This is a genomic window from Vibrio sp. 10N.261.51.C6 (genome assembly GCF_041471785.1).
In the GTDB taxonomy this organism is placed as follows: Bacteria; Pseudomonadota; Gammaproteobacteria; order Enterobacterales; family Vibrionaceae; genus Vibrio; species Vibrio crassostreae_C.
The window spans coordinates 1-20,500 of sequence record NZ_JBFRPB010000063.1; the positions used below are offsets into that span (position 1 = coordinate 1).

Annotated in this window: 15 protein-coding genes; 6 read left to right on the forward strand and 9 right to left on the reverse strand. The window is 47.0% G+C overall.

Annotation, left to right across the window (positions count from 1 at the left end):
* Positions 1–87: 87 nt before the first annotated feature.
* Complete coding sequence (locus AB4375_RS16590; protein WP_372052046.1) at positions 88–2,148, reverse strand: prolyl oligopeptidase family protein; 2,061 nt, start codon at positions 2,146–2,148, stop codon at positions 88–90.
* A gap of 11 nt (positions 2,149–2,159) precedes the next feature.
* Entirely contained in the window at positions 2,160–3,077 is a 918-nt protein-coding gene (locus AB4375_RS16595; protein WP_017068571.1) for a LysR family transcriptional regulator, read from the reverse strand.
* 234 nt (positions 3,078–3,311) lie between these two features.
* Here AB4375_RS16595 and AB4375_RS16600 point away from each other — a divergent pair, with 234 nt between their 5' ends.
* The 3 genes from AB4375_RS16600 to AB4375_RS16610 all read left to right on the forward strand — a co-directional run bounded on the left by AB4375_RS16600 (position 3,312) and on the right by AB4375_RS16610 (position 9,363).
* Positions 3,312–5,006 carry an L-lactate permease gene (locus tag AB4375_RS16600; RefSeq protein ID WP_372052047.1) on the forward strand — a complete coding sequence of 565 codons (1,695 nt, stop codon included), beginning with the start codon at positions 3,312–3,314 and terminating at the stop codon, positions 5,004–5,006.
* 202 nt (positions 5,007–5,208) lie between these two features.
* Positions 5,209–6,348, forward strand: coding sequence for an FMN-dependent L-lactate dehydrogenase LldD (gene lldD / locus AB4375_RS16605; protein WP_065583579.1), 1,140 nt, complete (start codon positions 5,209–5,211; stop codon positions 6,346–6,348).
* 159 nt (positions 6,349–6,507) lie between these two features.
* Positions 6,508–9,363 (forward strand): FAD-binding and (Fe-S)-binding domain-containing protein, encoded by a 2,856-nt coding sequence (locus AB4375_RS16610; protein ID WP_372052048.1) that lies wholly within the window; start codon positions 6,508–6,510, stop codon positions 9,361–9,363.
* A gap of 122 nt (positions 9,364–9,485) precedes the next feature.
* Here AB4375_RS16610 and AB4375_RS16615 read toward each other — a convergent pair whose 3' ends face one another.
* From AB4375_RS16615 to AB4375_RS16645, 7 genes are all read right to left on the reverse strand, one after another.
* Positions 9,486–9,728 (reverse strand): hypothetical protein, encoded by a 243-nt coding sequence (locus AB4375_RS16615; protein ID WP_017068560.1) that lies wholly within the window; start codon positions 9,726–9,728, stop codon positions 9,486–9,488.
* Between the two features lie 152 nt (positions 9,729–9,880).
* On the reverse strand, positions 9,881–11,617 hold the full coding sequence (locus tag AB4375_RS16620; protein ID WP_017068559.1) for an ABC transporter permease subunit: 1,737 nt from the start codon (positions 11,615–11,617) through the stop codon (positions 9,881–9,883).
* Between the two features lie 4 nt (positions 11,618–11,621).
* Positions 11,622–13,133, reverse strand: a complete 1,512-nt coding sequence (locus AB4375_RS16625; RefSeq protein ID WP_372052050.1) for an ABC transporter substrate-binding protein — start codon at positions 13,131–13,133, stop codon at positions 11,622–11,624.
* Positions 13,134–13,181: 48 nt separating this feature from the next.
* Positions 13,182–14,033 (reverse strand): ABC transporter ATP-binding protein, encoded by an 852-nt coding sequence (locus AB4375_RS16630; RefSeq protein WP_372052052.1) that lies wholly within the window; start codon positions 14,031–14,033, stop codon positions 13,182–13,184.
* On the reverse strand, positions 14,030–14,788 hold the full coding sequence (locus AB4375_RS16635) for an ATP-binding cassette domain-containing protein (protein WP_137002082.1): 759 nt from the start codon (positions 14,786–14,788) through the stop codon (positions 14,030–14,032). Before AB4375_RS16635 ends, AB4375_RS16630 begins: the two co-directional genes overlap by 4 nt.
* Positions 14,789–15,022: 234 nt before the next feature.
* Positions 15,023–16,360, reverse strand: a complete 1,338-nt coding sequence (locus tag AB4375_RS16640) for an MATE family efflux transporter (protein WP_372052054.1) — start codon at positions 16,358–16,360, stop codon at positions 15,023–15,025.
* Between the two features lie 209 nt (positions 16,361–16,569).
* Positions 16,570–17,439, reverse strand: coding sequence for a GyrI-like domain-containing protein (locus AB4375_RS16645; protein ID WP_029235574.1), 870 nt, complete (start codon positions 17,437–17,439; stop codon positions 16,570–16,572).
* A 115-nt stretch (positions 17,440–17,554) separates the two neighbouring features.
* Between AB4375_RS16645 and AB4375_RS16650 the strand changes: the two genes are divergently transcribed.
* From AB4375_RS16650 to AB4375_RS16660, 3 genes are all read left to right on the forward strand, one after another.
* Positions 17,555–18,703, forward strand: a complete 1,149-nt coding sequence (locus AB4375_RS16650) for a PLP-dependent aminotransferase family protein (RefSeq protein ID WP_017061551.1) — start codon at positions 17,555–17,557, stop codon at positions 18,701–18,703.
* A 262-nt stretch (positions 18,704–18,965) separates the two neighbouring features.
* Complete coding sequence (locus AB4375_RS16655; RefSeq protein WP_017065056.1) at positions 18,966–19,955, forward strand: rhodanese-related sulfurtransferase; 990 nt, start codon at positions 18,966–18,968, stop codon at positions 19,953–19,955.
* 201 nt (positions 19,956–20,156) lie between these two features.
* Positions 20,157–20,414: a YdcH family protein gene (locus AB4375_RS16660; RefSeq protein ID WP_010432560.1), complete on the forward strand. Its 258-nt coding sequence runs from the start codon at positions 20,157–20,159 to the stop codon at positions 20,412–20,414.
* Positions 20,415–20,500 lie beyond the last annotated feature (86 nt).

Below are 20,500 nucleotides of genomic sequence, written 5' to 3' on the forward strand. Positions count from 1 at the left end.
CTTTACGGGGTCACTTCAAAATCTAAGGTCGATTTTGAGGCTTTTTAGTCTGAGTCAAACACCCAATTATCTAGAATCAAGCATTATCTAAAACGAATCTAGAGATTCAACGCCCATATTAAACAGCGTAAACGCATAAATATCGGCAGTGAGATCGATCGCTTTACTCAGTGGCATTCCGGCGCCATGGCCCGTATTTACGTCGATACGTATCATCACAGGCGCACTACCTTCATGCTTATCTTGTAGCTCTGCAATGAACTTATAAGAGTGTGCGGGCACCACGCGGTCATCATGATCCGCGGTCGTGACCAAAGTTGCTGGGTAGTCGACACCGCGCACAACGTTATGAACCGGAGAGTAACCAAGCAGGTATTCGAACATCTCTTTGTTTTGCGCGGAGGTACCATAGTCGTACGCCCAACCTTCGCCAGACGTAAAGGTATGGTAACGCAACATATCTAGCACCCCAACAGCAGGCAGAGCCACTTGGAAAAGCTCCGGCCTCTGTGTCATACACGTACCCACCAGCAATCCACCGTTAGAGCCGCCACGAATCGCCAACTTGTCACTACTAGTATAGTTCTCGGCGATTAAGAACTCTGCTGCAGCGATAAAGTCATCAAACACATTCTGCTTTTGCTGCTGAGTACCCGCTTTATGCCACGCCTTACCGTACTCACCGCCGCCTCTCAGGTTGGGAACTGCGTACACGCCACCTAATTCCAACCAACTGCCCACCGTCCCCGAGAAAGAAGGCGTTAGGCTGACATTAAAGCCGCCATAGGCGTACAACATGGTTGGGTTATTACCGTCCAGTTTTAGTCCCTTCTTATAAGAGATAAGCATCGGAACCTGAGTGCCATCTTTTGAGGTATAAAAGACCTGTTTAGACTCAAACTTATCCGATTCAAACGGTGACTCAGAGCGCTGATAAACTTCTGAACTGCCCGACTCAATATCAAAAGAGAAAATGGTTGGCGGCGTAACATAGTTGGTAAAGGTGTAATAAAGCTGAGTTTGCTCTTTCTTACCACCTAAGCCACTGGCCGTTCCCAACCCAGGTAAATGGATTTCACGAACTAGGTTGCCTTGGTAATCCAGCTGCTCAATTTTCGACACCACATCCACCATGTAGTGAGCAAACAAGTGGCCACCACCAGTGCTGATATCTAACGGCTGTGGCTTTTCAGGAATGATTTCGAGCCACTGTTGACTGCTAGTATCAAAGCTCACCACCTTGCCATTAGGCGCATCGAGATTGGTGTATAGAATGAAGGTCTCATCTTGGTTATCGATGAGATAAGTGTCGCTATCCACATGATCAATCAGCGTGTTCAGCGATTGTTCCTCTGAACCTAAATCGATATAGAACAGTCTGTTACCCGATGTCGACTCTCGCCCTAGAATGGTCAAGTAACGGTCGTCTTCGGTGGTGTAACCCGACACATAGCGGTGCTGCTCGGCGTTATTCTCACCAAAAACCACTTTGTCGTTGGCTTGCTCTGTACCCAACTCATGGAAGTAAAGTTTGTGCTGTTCGGTACGTGCAGAAAGCTGGCTGCCGTCTGGCTTGTCGTAACTAGAGTAATAAAAGCCGCGATTACCTAACCAAGAAATACCGGTAAATTTAGCGTCTGTGATTTCGGCTTCAAGCTGCTGTTTAGTCTCGGTATCAATCACAAAGATCTTGCGCCAGTCGCTACCACCCTCTGAAATACTGTACGCCACTAGGCTGTAATCTTTAGAAAACGACACCGCACCCAGTGATGTAGTGCCGTCTTCCGAGAAGGTATTGGGATCTAGGAAGACTTCAACCTGTTGCCCCTCTTTCTGACGATAGAGAATACTGTGGTTCTGCAGACCATCATTCTTATAGAAATAGGTATAATCACCTCGCACAAACGGCTGCGAGCTCTTTTTGTAGTCTTGTGCTTTTGCCAGTCGCTCTCTCAGTTCCGCGCGATACGGGATTTGAGCGAGGTAATCAAACGTGATTGCGTTTTGACTCGCCACCCACTTCGCGGTCTCGTCACTTCTGTCGTCTTCTAGCCAACGATATGGGTCTTCGATTATCTGACCAAAGTAGTCATCGCTGACGATCTGTTTATTGGTGATTGGATATGGATACTCTTTTAAATAGCTCATCGTGATCCTTATTAAAAATAGTGAGAAATCGTCAAGTAGCGCGTTCTGATATGTTCAATCAATAACTTAATCTTGTTTGGTGGCTGGCGAGTAAAAGGGTACACCGCATAAATTCCCAACTTTTTGCCTACCAAATCAGGGAAAATATCCACCAGCTGACCATTGCGAATGTCGTGATAAACCAGACAACGTGGTACGTACGCCACACCATGCCCACCCAGCGCCGCTTTTCTTAACGCGGTCGCATTGTCAGTCGAAAAAGAGCCCGCAACACGCACGATATATTTGTCATTGTCGGTACAGCCATCTTTACTATGCAGAAACTGCCATTCGCTAGCACCCGTTGTTTGATAGGCGTATTGCAAGCAATTGTGCTGCACTAAATCTTTAGGCAGCATCGGCTTACCGTTCTTAGCAATATAAGACGGCGAAGCGCACACCACCCATTGTGAATCCAATATATGACGAGCAATGAGGCTTGAATCTTCCAAGTAGCCGGTTCGAATGACCAAGTCGAGACCATCTTCAACCAAATCAACAAATCGATTGTTAAGAGACATATCGACCGTTAAACCTGGGTGCATATTACAAAACTCGGCCACAGCGTCTGCGAGAATCAAATCTCCGGAGATAGTAGGCACTGACATTTTGATATGACCACTGACATTTTCACCAAAGCCTGAAACTGCGTCCATAGCCTCTTGAGCCGCCTGCTTCACATTTTTGGCTCCGTGTAACATTGCCTTACCCGCCTCGGTAAGCGTCAATTTACGCGTGGTTCGATATAATAGCTGCACGCCAATCTCTTCTTCCAAACGCGCAATTCTCTTACTAACTACCGAATTTGTTAGGTTATTTTGTTCTGCCACCTTACTAAAACTACCCAGCTCTACTACCTGTGAAAACAGGATCAAATCGTCTGCTCGCATTTGATTATGTCAATTTTGGAATTAATTATTTTCATTATTTCCCTATATCAATAAAAAATAAAGGGGTAAATTCACGCCAAGTTAACAAAACAATTACAAAAACAGTCATTCCAATTACAAGATTCGCCTAAAGAAGGTTCCCGTTTAGAGGCCAAAGCGATTCAAATAATGACAAACCATAACGTGATCTTTACTTCAAACATGAACGTTTGAAAACAGTACGAGGAAGTACCCATGAGTGAAACTCTACTAGCCCTATTGGCATTTTCACCAATAGTTGTTGCAGCGATTCTGCTGGTTGGCCTTAACTGGCCTGCAAAAAAAGCGATGCCTGTGGCATTTGCCTTAACCGTTGCTATCGCCCTATTCGCATGGGATATGTCTAGCACTCGCGTGCTGGCTTCTGTATTCCAAGGCTTCGGCATTACCGTGTCGGTTCTCTGGATTGTGTTTGGCGCCATCTTCTTATTAAACACTTTGAAACACACCGGAGCTATCACCACCATCCGCAACGGATTTACTGACATATCAGCAGACCGTCGTGTACAAGCGATCATCATTGCTTGGTGTTTTGGTTCATTCATTGAGGGCGCATCTGGCTTCGGCACACCCGCTGCAATCGCCGCTCCCTTACTCGTTGCAATCGGCTTCCCAGCATTAGCTGCGGTACTGATGGGCATGATGATTCAATCTACGCCGGTATCGTTTGGCGCGGTTGGTACACCTATCATTGTTGGCGTAAACAAAGGTTTGGATACGCACAACATCGGTGAAAGCCTGATTGCCAATGGTTCAACATGGGATGCTTATCTACAACAAATCACGTCAAGCGTTGCGCTAATTCATGCTTCTGTTGGTGTGATGATGCCTGTATTGATGGCAATGATGCTGACTCGCTTCTTCGGTAAGAACAAAAGCTGGACTGAAGGTCTTGATATCCTGCCATTCGCACTGTTCGCAGGTGCCGCTTTCACTATTCCTTACGCACTAACAGGTGTTTTCCTAGGCGCTGAATTCCCATCACTGATTGGTGGTTTGGTTGGCCTTGCGATTGTTGTAACAGCAGCAAAACGCGGCTTCCTAGTACCTAAATCAAAATGGGATTTTGAGAGCGAAGACAAGTGGCCTGCAGAATGGCTAGGTTCTCTGAAAATCGACCTTGACGACAACAATCAAGGCCATAAGAAGATGAGCATGGCGATGGCATGGGCACCATACGTGCTGCTAGCGGTGACCTTGGTTGCGAGCCGCGTGAGCCCTGAATTCAAAGGCCTACTGAAGAGCGTTAGCCTATCGTTCAGCAACATCCTTGGTGAAACCGGTGTGAGCACTGCGATTCAGCCTCTGTATCTACCGGGCGGTATCTTGGTCTTCGTCGCGCTGGTTGCTGTTCTCATGCAATCTCGCAGCGCAACGCCACTGGCTAAAGCCTTCGGTGAATCGAGCAAGACTCTGATTGGCGCAGGCTTTGTGTTGGTGTTCACCATCCCAATGGTTCGTATCTTCATTAACTCTGGTGTGAACGGCGCAGATTTAGCAAGTATGCCCGTAACCACGGCAAACTTCGCAGCTGACCTCGTTGGTAGCGCATTCCCAGCATTGAGTGCAACGGTTGGTGCGTTAGGTGCCTTCATTGCAGGTTCGAACACCGTTTCAAACATGATGTTCAGCCAGTTCCAATTCGAAGTAGCGCAGACTCTGACTATCTCTAGTGCGGTGGTTGTTGCTCTACAAGCCGTTGGTGCAGCAGCAGGTAACATGATTGCGATTCACAACGTGGTAGCCGCATCGGCGACCGTAGGCTTGTTAGGACGCGAAGGCGCAACACTACGTAAGACTATCATCCCAACGTTCTACTACTTGGTGATGACCGGAATCATCGGCCTAGTGGTTATCTACGGCTTCAAAATGACAGACGCACTTATGTAAACCATAAGTCGTTACAAAAGCACTTGGCGTTAGTACTCAATTCCCCGACTGTAACACCGTCTAATAAGACAGTTGATGAGTTTCGGAATGGATACTAAAACACATCAACACCCACGGGTATTAACGCCATTTTCCCGAATTAAAGCAGCCCAAACCAAGCTCTCAAAGAAGAGCAACATCCCAAGAATTTAGGACTGAAATTATGATCATATCCGCATCGACTGATTACCGCGCCGCAGCAAAAGCGAAATTACCACCGTTTCTTTTCCACTACATTGACGGTGGCTCTTACGGAGAACATACCCTACGTCGCAACACGGCTGACCTAGCTGAGATTGCGCTAAAACAACGCGTACTCAACGACATGTCGGACCTAAATTTGGAAACCGAACTATTTGGCGAGAAGCTAGCGATGCCAATCGCACTGGCGCCTGTTGGTTTAACGGGTATGTACGCAAGACGCGGTGAAGTACAAGCAGCAAAAGCCGCCGACAACAAAGGCATCCCTTTTACCATGTCGACCGTGTCGGTATGTCCGATTGAAGAAGTTGCACCTAAGATTGAACGCCCAATGTGGTTCCAACTTTACGTGTTAAAAGACCGTGGCTTCATGAAGAACGTTCTTGAACGCGCTAAAGCCGCTGGCGTCACAACACTGGTCTTCACCGTGGATATGCCCGTACCCGGCGCTCGCTACCGTGACATGCACTCAGGAATGAGTGGTCCAAATGCAGCAGTACGCCGCGTATTCCAATCTATGCGTCATCCTAGCTGGGCAGTTGATGTCGGCTTACTGGGTAAACCACACGACCTAGGCAACATCTCTACTTATCGTGGTTCTCCTACCAAGCTGGAAGACTACATCGGTTGGTTAGGTGATAACTTCGACCCGTCGATTTCATGGAAAGATCTAGAGTGGATTCGTGATTTCTGGGACGGTCCAATGGTCATCAAGGGCATTCTTGATGAAGAAGATGCAAAGGATGCGGTGAGATTTGGCGCAGACGGCATTGTGGTTTCAAACCACGGCGGCCGCCAGCTTGACGGCGTTCTATCAAGTGCCAAAGCGCTGCCTTCGATTGCTGATGCAGTTAAAGGCGACACCAAAATTCTGGTCGACTCTGGCATTCGTACTGGCTTGGATGTGGTTCGAATGATGGCATTGGGCGCAGACTGCACCTTGCTTGGCCGTTCTTTCGTTTACGCATTAGCAGCGCAAGGACAAGCCGGCGTTGAGAATCTACTCGACCTTTACGACAAAGAGATGCGCGTTGCGATGACATTAACAGGCGCGAGGACAATCAAAGACTTAACCCGTGAATCTTTGGTGGGGCTAGATTAAGTCCGTTGATTCACTGTAATGCTTTGGTCTACTTAGACCGAAGTTCAATCGGTGTCACAGCAATTCCACTGCCGTTGTGACACCGTTTAAGCACTGGAAAATAAAATAAAAAAACAAAAAAGCAAATCAGTGCCAAATAAGAAGCACAAGGAAGCAAAGATGGAGACAAACACATCCCATGAGCGAGTAATCGACGCCAAAGCTTATCAGCAGCTTGAATCGATACTGGCTCAAAGAATAGAAACAGAACGCATTGTCACGCAAGAGGCAAAGCGCTTGGCTTACGGCACCGATGCGAGTTTCTATCGCTTGGTACCGAAAATGGTTCTAAGGCTAAAAAACTTAGACGAAGTGATATTTACCATTCAAAGCTGTCGCGAACTGGGCATTCATTTTACCTTTCGCGCTGCGGGTACCAGCCTTTCAGGCCAAGCCGTTTCAGACTCGGTACTTATTACTCTGACCGACGACTGGCGTGGCCATGAAATCGTCGACAACGGCAATCAGATTATCCTTCAACCGGGTGTGATTGGTGCTGATGCTAACAAATACCTCGCCCCTTTCCAACGTAAAATCGGCCCAGACCCAGCCTCTATCAACACCTGTAAAATTGGCGGTATTGCCGCGAACAACGCCAGCGGTATGTGTTGTGGTACTGCGCAAAACTCCTATCGCACCGTCGAGAGCATGAAAATCGTATTTAGTGATGGTTCCCTGCTTGATACGGCAGATAACGCCAGCGTTGAAGCTTTCAAGCAATCACACAAAACGTTGTTTGAAGGCATTATTGATTTACACAGACAGACTAGCTCAAATCAAGAACTGGCAGACAGAATCCGCCACAAGTACCGTCTTAAAAACACCACCGGCTACGCGCTCAATGCATTGGTCGATTACCACGACCCAATTGAGATCATAAAACACCTGATGATTGGCTCAGAAGGCACACTAGGCTTCATAGCCGAGATCACTTACAACACGGTGATTGAACACCCGAACAAAGCTTCAGCGCTATTGGTGTTTGCCGACATCGAGCAAGCAAGTAAAGCCGTAACTACATTATCCAAAACTCCGGTTGCAGCCGTTGAGTTGATGGACGGCAGGGCGCTACGTTCTGTCGCGGATAAACCGGGTATGCCTGCGTTTATGCCAAACCTAGATTTAGAAGCGGCGGCTATTTTGGTGGAATCACACGCCAGCTCCCAGCAGGACTTAGATTTACAATGTAAATCAATTTTGGATGCATTGACTGAATACACAATTGTTGAATCAGTCCCTTTCACGTCCGATCCGAAGACAGTCGCGACTCTGTGGGGCATCCGAAAAGGCATGTTCCCAGCAGTTGGGGCCGTTCGTGAAGTTGGCACAACCGTTATCATCGAAGACGTGGCTTTCCCTGTTGAAAACCTGGCTAACGGTATTCGAGAGCTGCAAGAGTTGTTCGATAAATACGACTACAGCGAAGCGATCATTTTCGGCCATGCACTCGAAGGCAACCTTCATTTTGTGTTTACCCAAGGCTTCGACAGCCAAGAAGAGATCGACCGTTACGGCGGTTTCATGGATGACGTTGCCGAGCTAGTTGCAGTGAAGTATCAAGGTTCACTGAAAGCGGAACACGGCACGGGCCGAAACATGGCACCTTATGTGGAATTGGAATGGGGCAAAGATGGCTATGCCTTGATGCAACAGATCAAAGCGCTGTTTGACCCAGAAAGGCTGCTCAACCCCGGCGTTATCATCAACGACAATCCAAATTCCCACATCACCGACCTAAAACCAATGCCTGCTGCCGACGACCTTGTTGACCGCTGTATTGAGTGTGGATTCTGTGAGCCTGTTTGTCCGTCTCGTACCTTAACTCTATCGCCACGCCAACGTATCGTGCTGTACCGCGAGTTACAACGCCGCCGAGCTGCGGGTGAAGAGATAGAAGCAAGCGAACTAGAGAAAACCTTTGAATACCAAGGCATTGATACCTGCGCCGCAACCGGCCTGTGTGCCGAACGTTGTCCAGTGGGAATCAACACCGGTGATTTGATTAAAAAGCTTCGTATTGCCAAGTACGAGAAATTTACGCCAATCGCTAAGTGGACAGCGGATCATTTCTCGACCACTACAAAACTCACCAAGGCTGGCCTCAAAACCAACCAAGTAGCGAGCAAAGTATTAGGCGCAAATACTGTCGGCAAGCTAACTAACGGCTTGCGCTCTATCACCAAAGGCGCGACGCCGGTTTGGATGCCTGAGATGCCGCAATCCAATAGTCACACGCTAGTCTCATCACCAGTGACGGCAGAAAACTCAAGCAATCATAAGAAAGTGGTTTACCTCCCTTCGTGTGCCAGTCGAACCATGGGGCAACAAAGTGATGCGGGCGACCAACGTCCTCTTACTGAAGTGACCATGTCTTTGCTCAACAAGGCAGGATTCGAGGTAATTCTACCGAAGAAGCTAGATGACCAATGCTGTGGTATGCCTTACGACAGCAAAGGAATGACCGACTTAGCACAGTCGAAGGCTCAGCAGTTGGAAGAAGTGCTATGGCAAGCCAGTCGTCAGGGTGAATACCCAATATTGATGGATACCAGCCCATGTGCTAAACGCAGTATTGAACAGTTCACCAAGCCATTAGAGGTGTTAGAGCCAACAGGGTTTGTGAATCAATATTTGCTTGAACATCTGACGCTTGAGCCACTGAAAGAGACCGTGATGCTGCATGTCACTTGTAGCTCTCGCCGAATGGGCTTAGAAGGCGCGATGTTAAACCTCGCTAAGGCCTGTACTGAAGAAGTGATTGTTCCAGAGCATATTCAATGTTGTGGCTGGGCGGGTGACAAAGGCTTCACTACACCAGAGCTGAATGAGGCGGCGGTACACCCACTCAAGGAACAAGTACCGAGCAACTGTACTCGTGGTTTCAGTAACAGCCGAACCTGTGAGATAGGTTTATCACACCACAGTGGCATTCCATATCAGTCAATCTTGTACTTGGTGGACGAAGTGGCGCAGTAGCTTTATTCAAAGTTCATAGCAACGAGCTCTAGCTTGAAACGAAAAATGGCAGCCCAATCAGGCTGCCATTTGTTTGTTCAATTTAAACCGTATTACCGAGCTAGATATTGCTGAGCTAGCGGTTACGGAGCTAAGCTCATCAACTCTTCTGGCGAGTAGTGTTCTGCTTCTGCGCCTTTGGCGATCAGATCAATCACTTGGAAGTCGCTCATATCACCAAATTCTTTGGTCAAGTAATCACGAAACGCTTTTTCATTCGGCCATTTTCCTCGCACGATATAGCCATCTTCTTTGTCGAAATCTTCCGTCTCAAAGAAAGAAAAGTCGGTAATACCAATATTGTGGCAATACAAAACGAGATACATGTTGAATCCTTTACACTTAACTAGGGCCTGTTTAACTTTCGAGCCAATCAAAAAGCGTCTCTAAAAAGCAGGGCTAAGGTTACAACATAAATGCTAAATCGAATACCCAATCGGATCGTCAATTTAGAAACCTCAGCGACCGGATCTTTACGTTAGTCATCAAACATCATGTTAATGGCTGCACCCAACAAGATCAGCCCAACAATTGGCCCCATGACTGCTAATGGCGCGCGCTCAATGTATGGAAGGTTCTCTGCGATCATCAAACCCCATTCAGGTGTTGGTGGCTTTGCCCCTAATCCGATGAAGCTCAGCGAGGTCAGACTTAGAGTGATAACCGGTAGCCTCAACATCGCGTGTCTTAACAACGGTGGCAACACATACGGAAGCAAGTAGAAACGGAAGATTCTAAGCTTACTGGTGCCCCATAGTGGCGCGAGGTGTGTATAAGGTTGAGCCTTGGCTTCTACGATCAAGCTTGAGCAGTGTGCAGCTAGCGGCGCCCACGACACCAATACAATCGCGATTAATGCGCTGTTCGGATTCATCCCCGTTAAGCCTGCAACAAGCAAGCCTGCAATGATGTATGGGATACCCTTAGTGATCTCGATAAGGCCTTGGCTAAAGCGGGTGTTGAAACCCATGATGATGCCCGTCACCAAGCTCAAGAAGGTTGCCAAGATACCCGCTTGGAAGGTCGCGACCATACCAGAACCGATTCTCGCTAACAGGTCTCGCCCAATGCCATCGGCTCCCAAAGGTGCTTGCCAACTCGGTGATGCCAAGCGTGCGAATTGGCTAGTGTATGGGTCTCGGAATGCAGCCCATACAACGATAGCAATTAGGAAAGAGAAGATCGCAAAAGCAGTGACACGTTTAGCTCGATTCTGGGTAAAACGAAACGAAGAGTGGCTACTGATGAGCTTGCCGCTTTTCAGGCTATGGCCAAGAATCAATTGCTGAACAAACAAACTCATGCTGCTCACGGCAATTGAAAATAGCAGCAACACCAATAAGCCGCCTTGCAGCGTTGGTAAGTCTTGCGCCTTGGCTGCACCAAGAATCATGCGCCCGATACCCGGAATCGAAAAGATAAGCTCAACCGCGACTGCGCCACCAGTTAAGCCAATCACGATCATCGCGATTTGCGGGATCAGACTGCTCAGCGCTCTTTTCAGCGCAAAGCGAATAATTTGATTGGAATGAACGTTGGCACTGAGCCAAGTGATCACCCAAGGTTCATTGAGAACGCGTTGTAAACTGTCTCTGAGTAGGCGACTAAACAGGCCACTGGCAGGCAATGCAAGCGCTAAGCTCGGTAGCCAGATGTCTTGCCAACCTTGCCAACCATACGGCGGCAGCCAACCTAACCAGATAGAGAACACCAGTATTAATACCGAGGCCACTACGTACTCTGGCAACGATATTAATACCGTACTTAAACTGCTGTAGCTCTGCCCCAGCTTGCCCTTCTTCCAACTGCGTAAGGTGGCAAGCAGGCCTGCACCACACAGTACGAAAGTCATCACCAGTGCGCTAGACATCAAAAACAGAGATGTAGACGCTGTTTTTTGAATACCTAGTGCAACCGAAGAACCATCAATCCATGATTCACCTAGATCACCTGAAAAAGCACTTCCTACCCAGTCGAGCAGGCGCTCAATGGCTGAACGGTCAAGCTGAAGATCAGCGCGTACCGCCGCTAAAGCTTCAGGCGTAAGCAGGTGTTGTTGCCCCGCCCTAGCCCGCAGAATAGATTGGCTTGGATCGATGCCTGCAATGTCAGGCATCAAACCAACAAGAATCACCACCACAATCAGTGAGGCGATTCTTGATAGCCAAGGCGTCAAGATAAATAGAGTTCGACGCAGAGTCTCAGCAGATAACATTTATTTAGTTAGCCTGTGTTGCCGGGTTAACTTGTGTCGTTTGATCAACCAAGCGACGTTCACTTGGGTCACGAACGACATTGCTTACACGCTCACTTTCACCTTGAATCACACGTTCGTGAAGCAGTGGAATCGCAGCAAAATCGTTAAGGATTTTTTGTTCAGCTTCGATGATCGCTTGGTGACGCAGCGCACCTAGCGGTTGTAGGTCAGCGTGATTCAGTGCTTTATCTACCTCTTGAGAACAGAACTGGCCAAGGTTGAATGAACCCTTACAACCAAAGTCGCTCATCATGTAAGCCACTGGGTCACCCGAATCTAGAACCGTTGCACGAGAAAGGATAAACGCGTCGAACTTACCAGATAGCGCATCGTTCTCGATCTGAGCATATTCACGAATATCCAGCTCAACCTTGAAACCAGCCGCTTCAAGTTGTTGCTTCAGTAGCGCTGCCACTTCTGGAAGCTCTGCACGGTCGGTAAAGGTACCAATAACAATGCTTTCGCCGTTCGCTTTTAGCGTTTTGTCAACTGCCTGACCTTCAGGTCGAATTGGTTCAGCCCAAGCAAGTGCAGGACCTAATAGACCTTGTGCAATATCCGCGTGGTTCTCATAAACGGTATTCACGATCTGCTCTCGGTCCACCGCAGCCGCCGCAACCTTACGCAAGTTAATATCGCTGAATACGCCTGACTTGTTGTTTAGGTAAAGCGTATTGGTACGAGGCATCGCCACTTCATAAAGTAGGTTCGGATCAATGGTCGCGATTTGTGAAACGGGCACTGCTTCAACGATGTCTGCCGTGCCTGTTCTTAGAGCTGCAGCACGAGCAAAGCCGTTAGGAACGTATTCTGCAATCACAGATTCAACCTGTGCTTTTTGACCCCAGTAGCCATCGAAACGTTTTAGCTTCGCGCTGGTTGTACCGTTAATTTCAGTCAACTCAAACGGGCCCGTACCTGCACCCATTGGGCTAACACGGCCATCTTGTTGGTAAGCACTTGCTGCAAGAATCGCTAATTGAGGGCTTGATAAACGGCTTGGTAACAGAGGGTCATCAAAGCTGGTCTTGATCTCTACGCGGTAGTTGTCCATCGCTTTCACTTCGAGATCGACACCATCTAGAATGCGTGGCTTAGGTGCTGCTTCAAGCGCTTTTTGTAGAGAGTTCACTACAGAGTTTGCCGTTAATGTCGAACCGTCATGGAATTTAACGCCTTGGCGAATCGTGAACTGCCAAGTCAGTGGATCAAGATGTTTCCAATCAGTCGCTAGCATTGGTTCTGCTTCTGAGGTCGGGCTCAAGTTGACTAACGTTTCAGCCGTGCTCCAACGTGATAGTTTGAACGCGTCATCAGAAAGTGGCGATAGGCCCGTTCTTGGTGGTTGCATCATCGCAACTCGGATTTCAGATTTTACTGCGGCATCGCTAGACCCTGGTTGAGAGTCAAAACAGCCCGTCAAAGGCAGAGCCAACGCAAGCGTGCAAGCCAGTTTGATTGAATTAAAACGCATAATTATTTTTTCTCTGTAGCTGTATTTTTTTAATAAATAAGGTTGTGTTTAACAAGTAGATTTCGAAAGAGGCTGAGACTCGATCAGCATCTGAGTCGCAGGATGAGCAGGTTTACTCATCACTTGATCGGTCGGTCCGTGCTCCACCATTTCACCATGGTCGAGTACCAGTATTTCTTCACAAAGGGCTTTTGCGGCACCTAAATCGTGAGTAACCAAAATAAGGCGCATATCGCGCTTCTTTTTTAATGAATTAACCAAGTCCAACAACCTTTGGCGATTCACTGGGTCAAGGCTGGCAGTAGGTTCATCGGCCACCAGCACTGCGGGTCTAACGACAAGAGCCCGAGCAATAGCCACACGTTGAGCTTGACCTGTAGAAAGCTGATTAGGTTTCAGTAAGAGCAAACTGGCAGGCAATCCAACGTCTGAAAGCGCCTCTTCAATGATGGCTTCATGATTACCCGAAACATCTAAGTTACTTAGAGGTTCGGCTAAGATCTGTCGAACGGTATAGTAAGGGTTGAGGCTAGTGTGGGGCTCTTGAGGCACCAATTGAATCAAGCGACACACCGTTGCTTGCGCTTTGCTATCGCGAATTGGGAGCGAATAACCGAACAAGTTTATTCGACCAACGGTTGGCGCTTTAAGGCCAAATAGCAGTTCAATTAACGTTGATTTACCGGCACCAGAACGCCCAACAATTGCTAGGCTTTTGTCTTCAACATTAAGGTCTATGTTCTGTAGCGCTTTGAACGCTTTACCACCCAACCAACTTGGTACGGAGTAGTAGTGAACACTCACATTGTCGAACTTAATCTCTATCGGTGTTTGTGTTTCTGAATCAGTCACTGGCATTAATGGCGAGGCTTCTGAGTTTAGTGATAAGGTCGAGCTCATTCGATTAAGTCTCTCAATGAACAGCAGAAAGCGTGAGAGCTCGACTCAAGAGCATGTTTCGGTGCACCGTAAGCCACCACACCGCCATCATCGATGACCAACAACTTGTCACACGCCAACGCGCTATGCAGGTCATGGGTGATGAGTAAACCACCAATTTGACGCTGTTTAACATTGTGTCGAATCAGCTTAAGTATCTCTTGCTCTGTCACGGGATCTAACGCACTGGTTGGTTCATCGGCGATGATAATATCGGCGTTACTCAGCAAGCCAATCGCAATACAAACACGTTGGCGTTGCCCGCCCGAAATTTGGCTCGGGTACAACGGCAAGATGGTTTCTGGATTAGGAAAACCAAGTTGATTCAGCAACTCGGTAATTTGAATTTTTTCTTTTGATTTAAGCTTAGTGCGAGTTCCCGTCAAGGCAAGGCAGAGTTGACCTTCTATTGAAACCAGAGGGTTCAAAGCTTGAAGCGCATCTTGGAAGATAACTGCGGGGCGCTGTGTGGCAGTTCTTTGCAACATAGGCAAACCACACACAGCTTCACCAGATAAAGAAATATGACCTTCAACTTCAATCGTCTCTGGCAGAAAACCCGCAATCGCACGTGAAAGCATCGACTTACCAATGCCTGACGGTCCCATGATCGCCAACAGCTCACCTCGATAAACATCGAAGTGGATATCTTGGAAAAGGGTTCTCGAAGAGGTTTTGATCGTTAGGTGGTCAACAGACAAAAGTGGGGTGTTCACGCAGATACTCACATATAGATGTTATAACATAACAACTCTATCATTTAGCCGACATGATGAAAAGAGAACATTGAACTGCATCGCACTTTATTTGCTGTTTGATTGACCAATTTTCATTAGGGCGTGTTGACCCTTCGAGGTGATTTTTACCGATACAAAAAAGCACTCACTAAATTTATCGTGTAAAAATAGTAAAGCGCTTTCATAAAATATTACAGGTGGTGATTAGGTTACTTAGTTAATGGCACCATGAGCGGTATCTTCGACTGGGTAACACTTCTGCTTAACTTGTGCGATGAACGGATACAGGAACGCAATACGCCCAAGATAGAACAGAGTAAACGCAAGCCACAAACCATGATTGCCCCAAATATCGATGGTGAATGCCTGTACCGCTAAGAATACCAACAAAGTCACGATGCTTGAGTCTCTAACCGGACGCGTGGTTCCCGTTCCGGTAAAGATGCCGTAAACCGTTAAGCCAAAGCCAGCCACTAGCGGGAACACAATCAGCCACGGGGCCATCTCTTGATACAAGGTAACCAGCGCTGGAATATCGGTAAACAAGAAAACAATCATGTCTTTGAATATCAGGGTTAAAAGCGTCAGCGCAGCAATGAAACCTGCCGTCCATTGGAAGTTAAGCCTTAATACTCGATCCAACATTGAAGGATTCTTCTGTCCCACCGCTTTACCCGCAAATACACTTGATGCGTTGGCAATGCCGTCAAACATGTAACTGACTATGAAAGTCACCTGCATCAAGATCGCGTTAGCCGCTAGAACATCGGTACCCAGTTTAGAGCCAGTACGCGCCATCATGTTGAAGAACACCAAGATACAAATGGTGCGAAGCAATAGATCAGTATTCGAAGAGATGATTGTCGATAGGTCTTTCTTGGTCATCTTCGAGCCTTGCAGGAACTCAGAGACCGAGATATTGCTGGTCTTCATCACCAAGGTCACACCAATCGCAAAGGTGGTAACTTGTGCAATCAAACTTGCGTAAGCCACACCTGCGACACCCAAATCGAAATAAAGTACAAACACCGCATCCAAGACAATGTTCAACACATTACCAAACACTTGTGTATAAAGAACGTCTTTGGCTTTCGCCTGTCCCATTAACCAACCAATAATGGTGTAGTTAAGCAACACGAAAGGCGCGCCATAAACCAAAATACTGAAGTAGATATGCGCGTGCTCGGCTACATTGGCTTCAGGCTCTATCACCCACATTGCGCCTTGCCAGATGAGTGGTTGTATCAAGATAAAGATCAAACCCACTAAACCAGACAGCACAAACGGACGCATCAAGCTACCCGCCAAATCAGTGCGGTTTCCCTTACCCAGTGCCATCGCACTTTGGCCCGTGGTACTGACACGGAAAAAACCAAACAACCAATACATGGTGTTCATAATGATGGTGCCGATCGCTACGCCACCAATCAATTCAGCAATACCAAGTTGGCCAATAACAGCGGTATCCACAGCACCTAACAGAGGTTGTGTCACCGTTGAGATGATGAAAGGGAAAGCGATTTTCAGATAATCTTTGTGGGTAATGGTCATATTCTATCGAGTGATATTAAGAACTATTTGCAATTAGAACGAAATGCTATCGTTTAATCCGTACGTTGTCATCATTTACTTAGAGTAGATTATCAACAAAGCATCTTTATCTTAGGCCAACTGCATAAAATCGTTAGCTGCTATTGGTTGTGCTAATTTGTCTCAACAAAAGATCAAAGTCTGGTTCAACAAAACAGCACAACCATCGATTAGTAAAAGCTCACGGGAAGGTAGAAATCGAGTTCGAACACTTCATCGGTGTTGAGAAAATGATTCTGATGATAATGCACATACGCGGGAGTCGAGCGCTGTTTGAAACCAGATGTGGGTAGCCACTTTTCTAACACCATACTGATCTGTGGTAGCAGTTCTCCATAGCGGCCATTTAGTCGAAACACAGCGTGTAAGCCGCCCGGAATCACCATCTGATTAACTACGCTACGATACTTAATCGGCTCATCAATCGCGATACACGCGACATAACGACACTGATCCATTTCAACCCAAGCAGGGTTTGAGTGATGCAAACCAAATTGGCTCGAAAAATCACGCTGTTCGGAATTCGCCCACGCTTTCAATATCAACCACGCATTGCGAATAGAGCGGTTATAACCCGTATGTCGAACATAGGCCGCCATGCGTTCAGGCACTTCAACGATCTTGGGTTCGGGCAATACTCGCTGCGCCACATTCAAATAGCCCGCCGCCACTTCGGAATCTTTCAAATAGGGTTTTTCTGCTACTTGTAAATCGTGTTTACGCCACTCGCCCGGAGACATATTAAAGGTCGCTTTAAATGCTCGACTAAACGAAGACACCGAGCTAAAGCCACATTTATGGGCGATCTCGACCACTGACGAGCTGGTATCAAACATCAATTGGTTGGCTGCATACTCCATTCGAGTGCGTCGGATATATTGATGCAACGACTCCCCGACCACGCTTTTAAAGGTGCGATGAAAGTGCTGTTCTGAATAGGCCGCTATCTCAGATAACTCTTTGGCAGACAAAGGCTGACTGATGTCTTGGTGAATATGGAACAGGACATCATTGATTCGCGATATGTGTTGACGTGACATCGTTTAAATAGCATAAATGGACATGTTTAAGAGCATAAACGGACACGCTAGTTTTTACAATTGCCGTGTAATATCAAGCGATAGAATAAAAACGATAAACGACGAGACACAACACATGGAAATCGCACAGTCATTACAACAGATTCAATCTTCATACATTCGGGAGATCCTCGCAGCCGCAAGTGATCCAAATGTCATCTCATTGGCCGGTGGTTTACCGGACGAGAAAACATTCCCTATCGATTTAATGAAGCCAACGCTAGAAAACCTAGCGAACATGCCTGAAGTTTTCCAATACGGCTCTACTGCCGGTTACGGCCCGTTGCTTGACCACCTAACACAAAGCTACCAATTGCCAGAGTCACACACGGTAATGATTTGTACTGGCTCTCAGCAAGGTTTGGATTTGATTGCGCGTGCGTATGTCGATCCAGGTGATGTGGTTGTGATGGAAGCGCCAAGCTACTTAGGTGCGATGCAGGTGTTTGGCCTAGTTCAAGCAAACATTGCGACCGTGTCTCAAACCGAATTTGGGCCGAATCTAGATGAATTGGAAACATGCTTTGCACAGCAAGCGCCAAAAATGTTCTACGCGGTGCCTGATTTCCACAACCCAACCGGTGTGTGCTGGGCAACAGAAACTCGTCAAAAAGTGGCTGAGCTGTGTATCAAATACAACGTGGCATTCATTGAAGATGCGCCATACCGTGAGCTACGTTTCACAGGCACAGAGCTGCCGTTGGTTTCTTCGTTCTGCCCTGATAACTCTATCGTTCTTCGTTCATTCTCTAAGATTGCATCGCCAGGTCTACGTATTGGCGCGGTAACAGGCAAACGCAGCTACCTTGAACCACTGATCAAAGTGAAGCAAGGCGCTGACTTACACTCAAGTGTACCCATGCAAGCACTGCTTGTTGGTCTTCTAAAACATGAAGACTTTGGCGTACACATGGAGAACATTCGCACCCTGTACAAGTCTCGTTATGAAGTGCTGTTCTCAGAGCTAGAGAAACAACTGCCTGCAGATTGCGTGTTAAAAGCCGTCGATGGCGGGATGTTCATTTGGGTTGAGATCCCAGAGTGCGACACCTTCGAATTGGCTAAAACTCTATTATCGAATGGTGTGGCGGTTGTACCAAGCCCAGTATTTTATCCAAAGGCTGATGAAGCAAAAGCTGCACTGCGCTTAAACTTCACTAACGCTAAACCAGAAGAGCTGACTGAAGCGGTGAAACGCTTAGCGGAAGTACTTAACCAAGCGTAATCGCTGATTAAGTAAGACAGATTCAACACCAAGCCCTGCTGTATTTGTACAGCAGGGCTTTTTCGTTCCTCAAACCATAAATCCACAATAAAAAAGGCGTTAAATAGCCCTACGTTTGGTTGGTTTTTGTCCCGCACCGCCTTGGTTATACTGCGCCTGATTTTAATAAGCCAACAAGACAGAACTAAGTTGAAATACTCAGTTCTGATCAAAACAGGCAACCGCTCTGGATTTACGTTCCAGCTCGCAGAAAGGAAAAACCATGTCTCAATATGTTGTATGTGCTCTGTATAAATTCGTAGCACTTGATGATTACCAAGAAATTCGCCAGCCACTCACTGACGTGTTAGAAGCCAACCAAATCCGCGGTACTTTGTTACTTGCGAGTGAAGGTATCAACGGTACCGTTGCAGGTAAGCGCGAATCGATCGACGCCCTTCTTCAATGGTTCAAACAAGATTCTCGCTTGGCTGATGTTGTTTACAAAGAGTCGTTCAACGAAGAACAACCATTCAACCGCACCAAGGTTAAGCTTAAGAAAGAGATCGTAACCATGGGCGTTGAGGGCATCGACCCACGCCACGTTGTCGGCACTTACGTGAAACCAAACGAATGGAACGCATTGATCTCTGATCCTGATGTGATTCTGGTTGATACTCGTAACGACTACGAAGTGGACATCGGCACCTTCAAAAATGCTGTAAACCCAAACACAGAAACCTTCCGTGAATTCCCTCAATACGTTGAAGACAACCTTGATCCTAAGAAGCACAAGAAAGTTGCGATGTTCTGTACTGGCGGTATTCGTTGCGAAAAATCAACAGCCTACATGAAAGAGCAAGGCTTTGATGAGGTTTATCACCTTGAAGGCGGCATTCTTAAGTACCTAGAAGAGGTACCTGAAGAAGAGAGTATGTGGGAAGGCGACTGCTACGTATTTGATGGTCGAGTTGCAGTAAACCACCAGCTAGAAAAGAGCGGTTACGATGTGTGTAACGCGTGTCGCCTGCCAATCACTGACGAAGACAAAGCCTCTAAACACTTCGAGAAAGGCGTAAGCTGCCCTAAGTGTATTGATAAGCACAGCGACGAGCAGAAAGCCCGTTTCCGTGAACGTGAAAAGCAAGTTCAACTGTCGAATGCTCGTGGCGAAACCCACGTAGGCGGCGAAGCTGCTCACCTTATCGAGCAACGCAAAAAAGAGAAGCTTGCACACAAAGAGCAGCAACGCTCTGGTAAGAAAGCAAAGTAAACTTTCTGCTTTAAACTCTTATAGTTCTAAACATATAACTATAAATAGTTAGCTATATACATACAAAAGGGCGCAAGTTCGAGGATAATCCTACGAGTTTACGCCCTTTTTTGATCGCTTTACGGCTTTGTGTTTTGAACCACATTTCTTTCGAAAAATTACTTCTATACTGTTAATAATTCGACTAGAGAGGAAGTGCCAATGCTCAATGAAAACCATGCCTTTATCTTAGATTTCCCAGATCTTAAATTAGACATTGTTCAGCTCAACCACGACGACGAAAAATTCAAAGCAGACATGCAGAAATACCACCAACTCGACTACGACATCCGCCAACTAGAAATCTCTGGCAGCCCAATCGATGACGACAGCATGCACAACCTCAAAGTAGAACGCATGGCATTAAAAGACTCGCTACATAAGCAACTTACTCGACATCACGCGCTTAAGATCGTATAACAACTCATATGCTAGTGTGGCTAACTTAGCCACACTACTCTCCTTCTCAATGGGTTCATTTTTTGTAATCGAAACTACCTGCTACC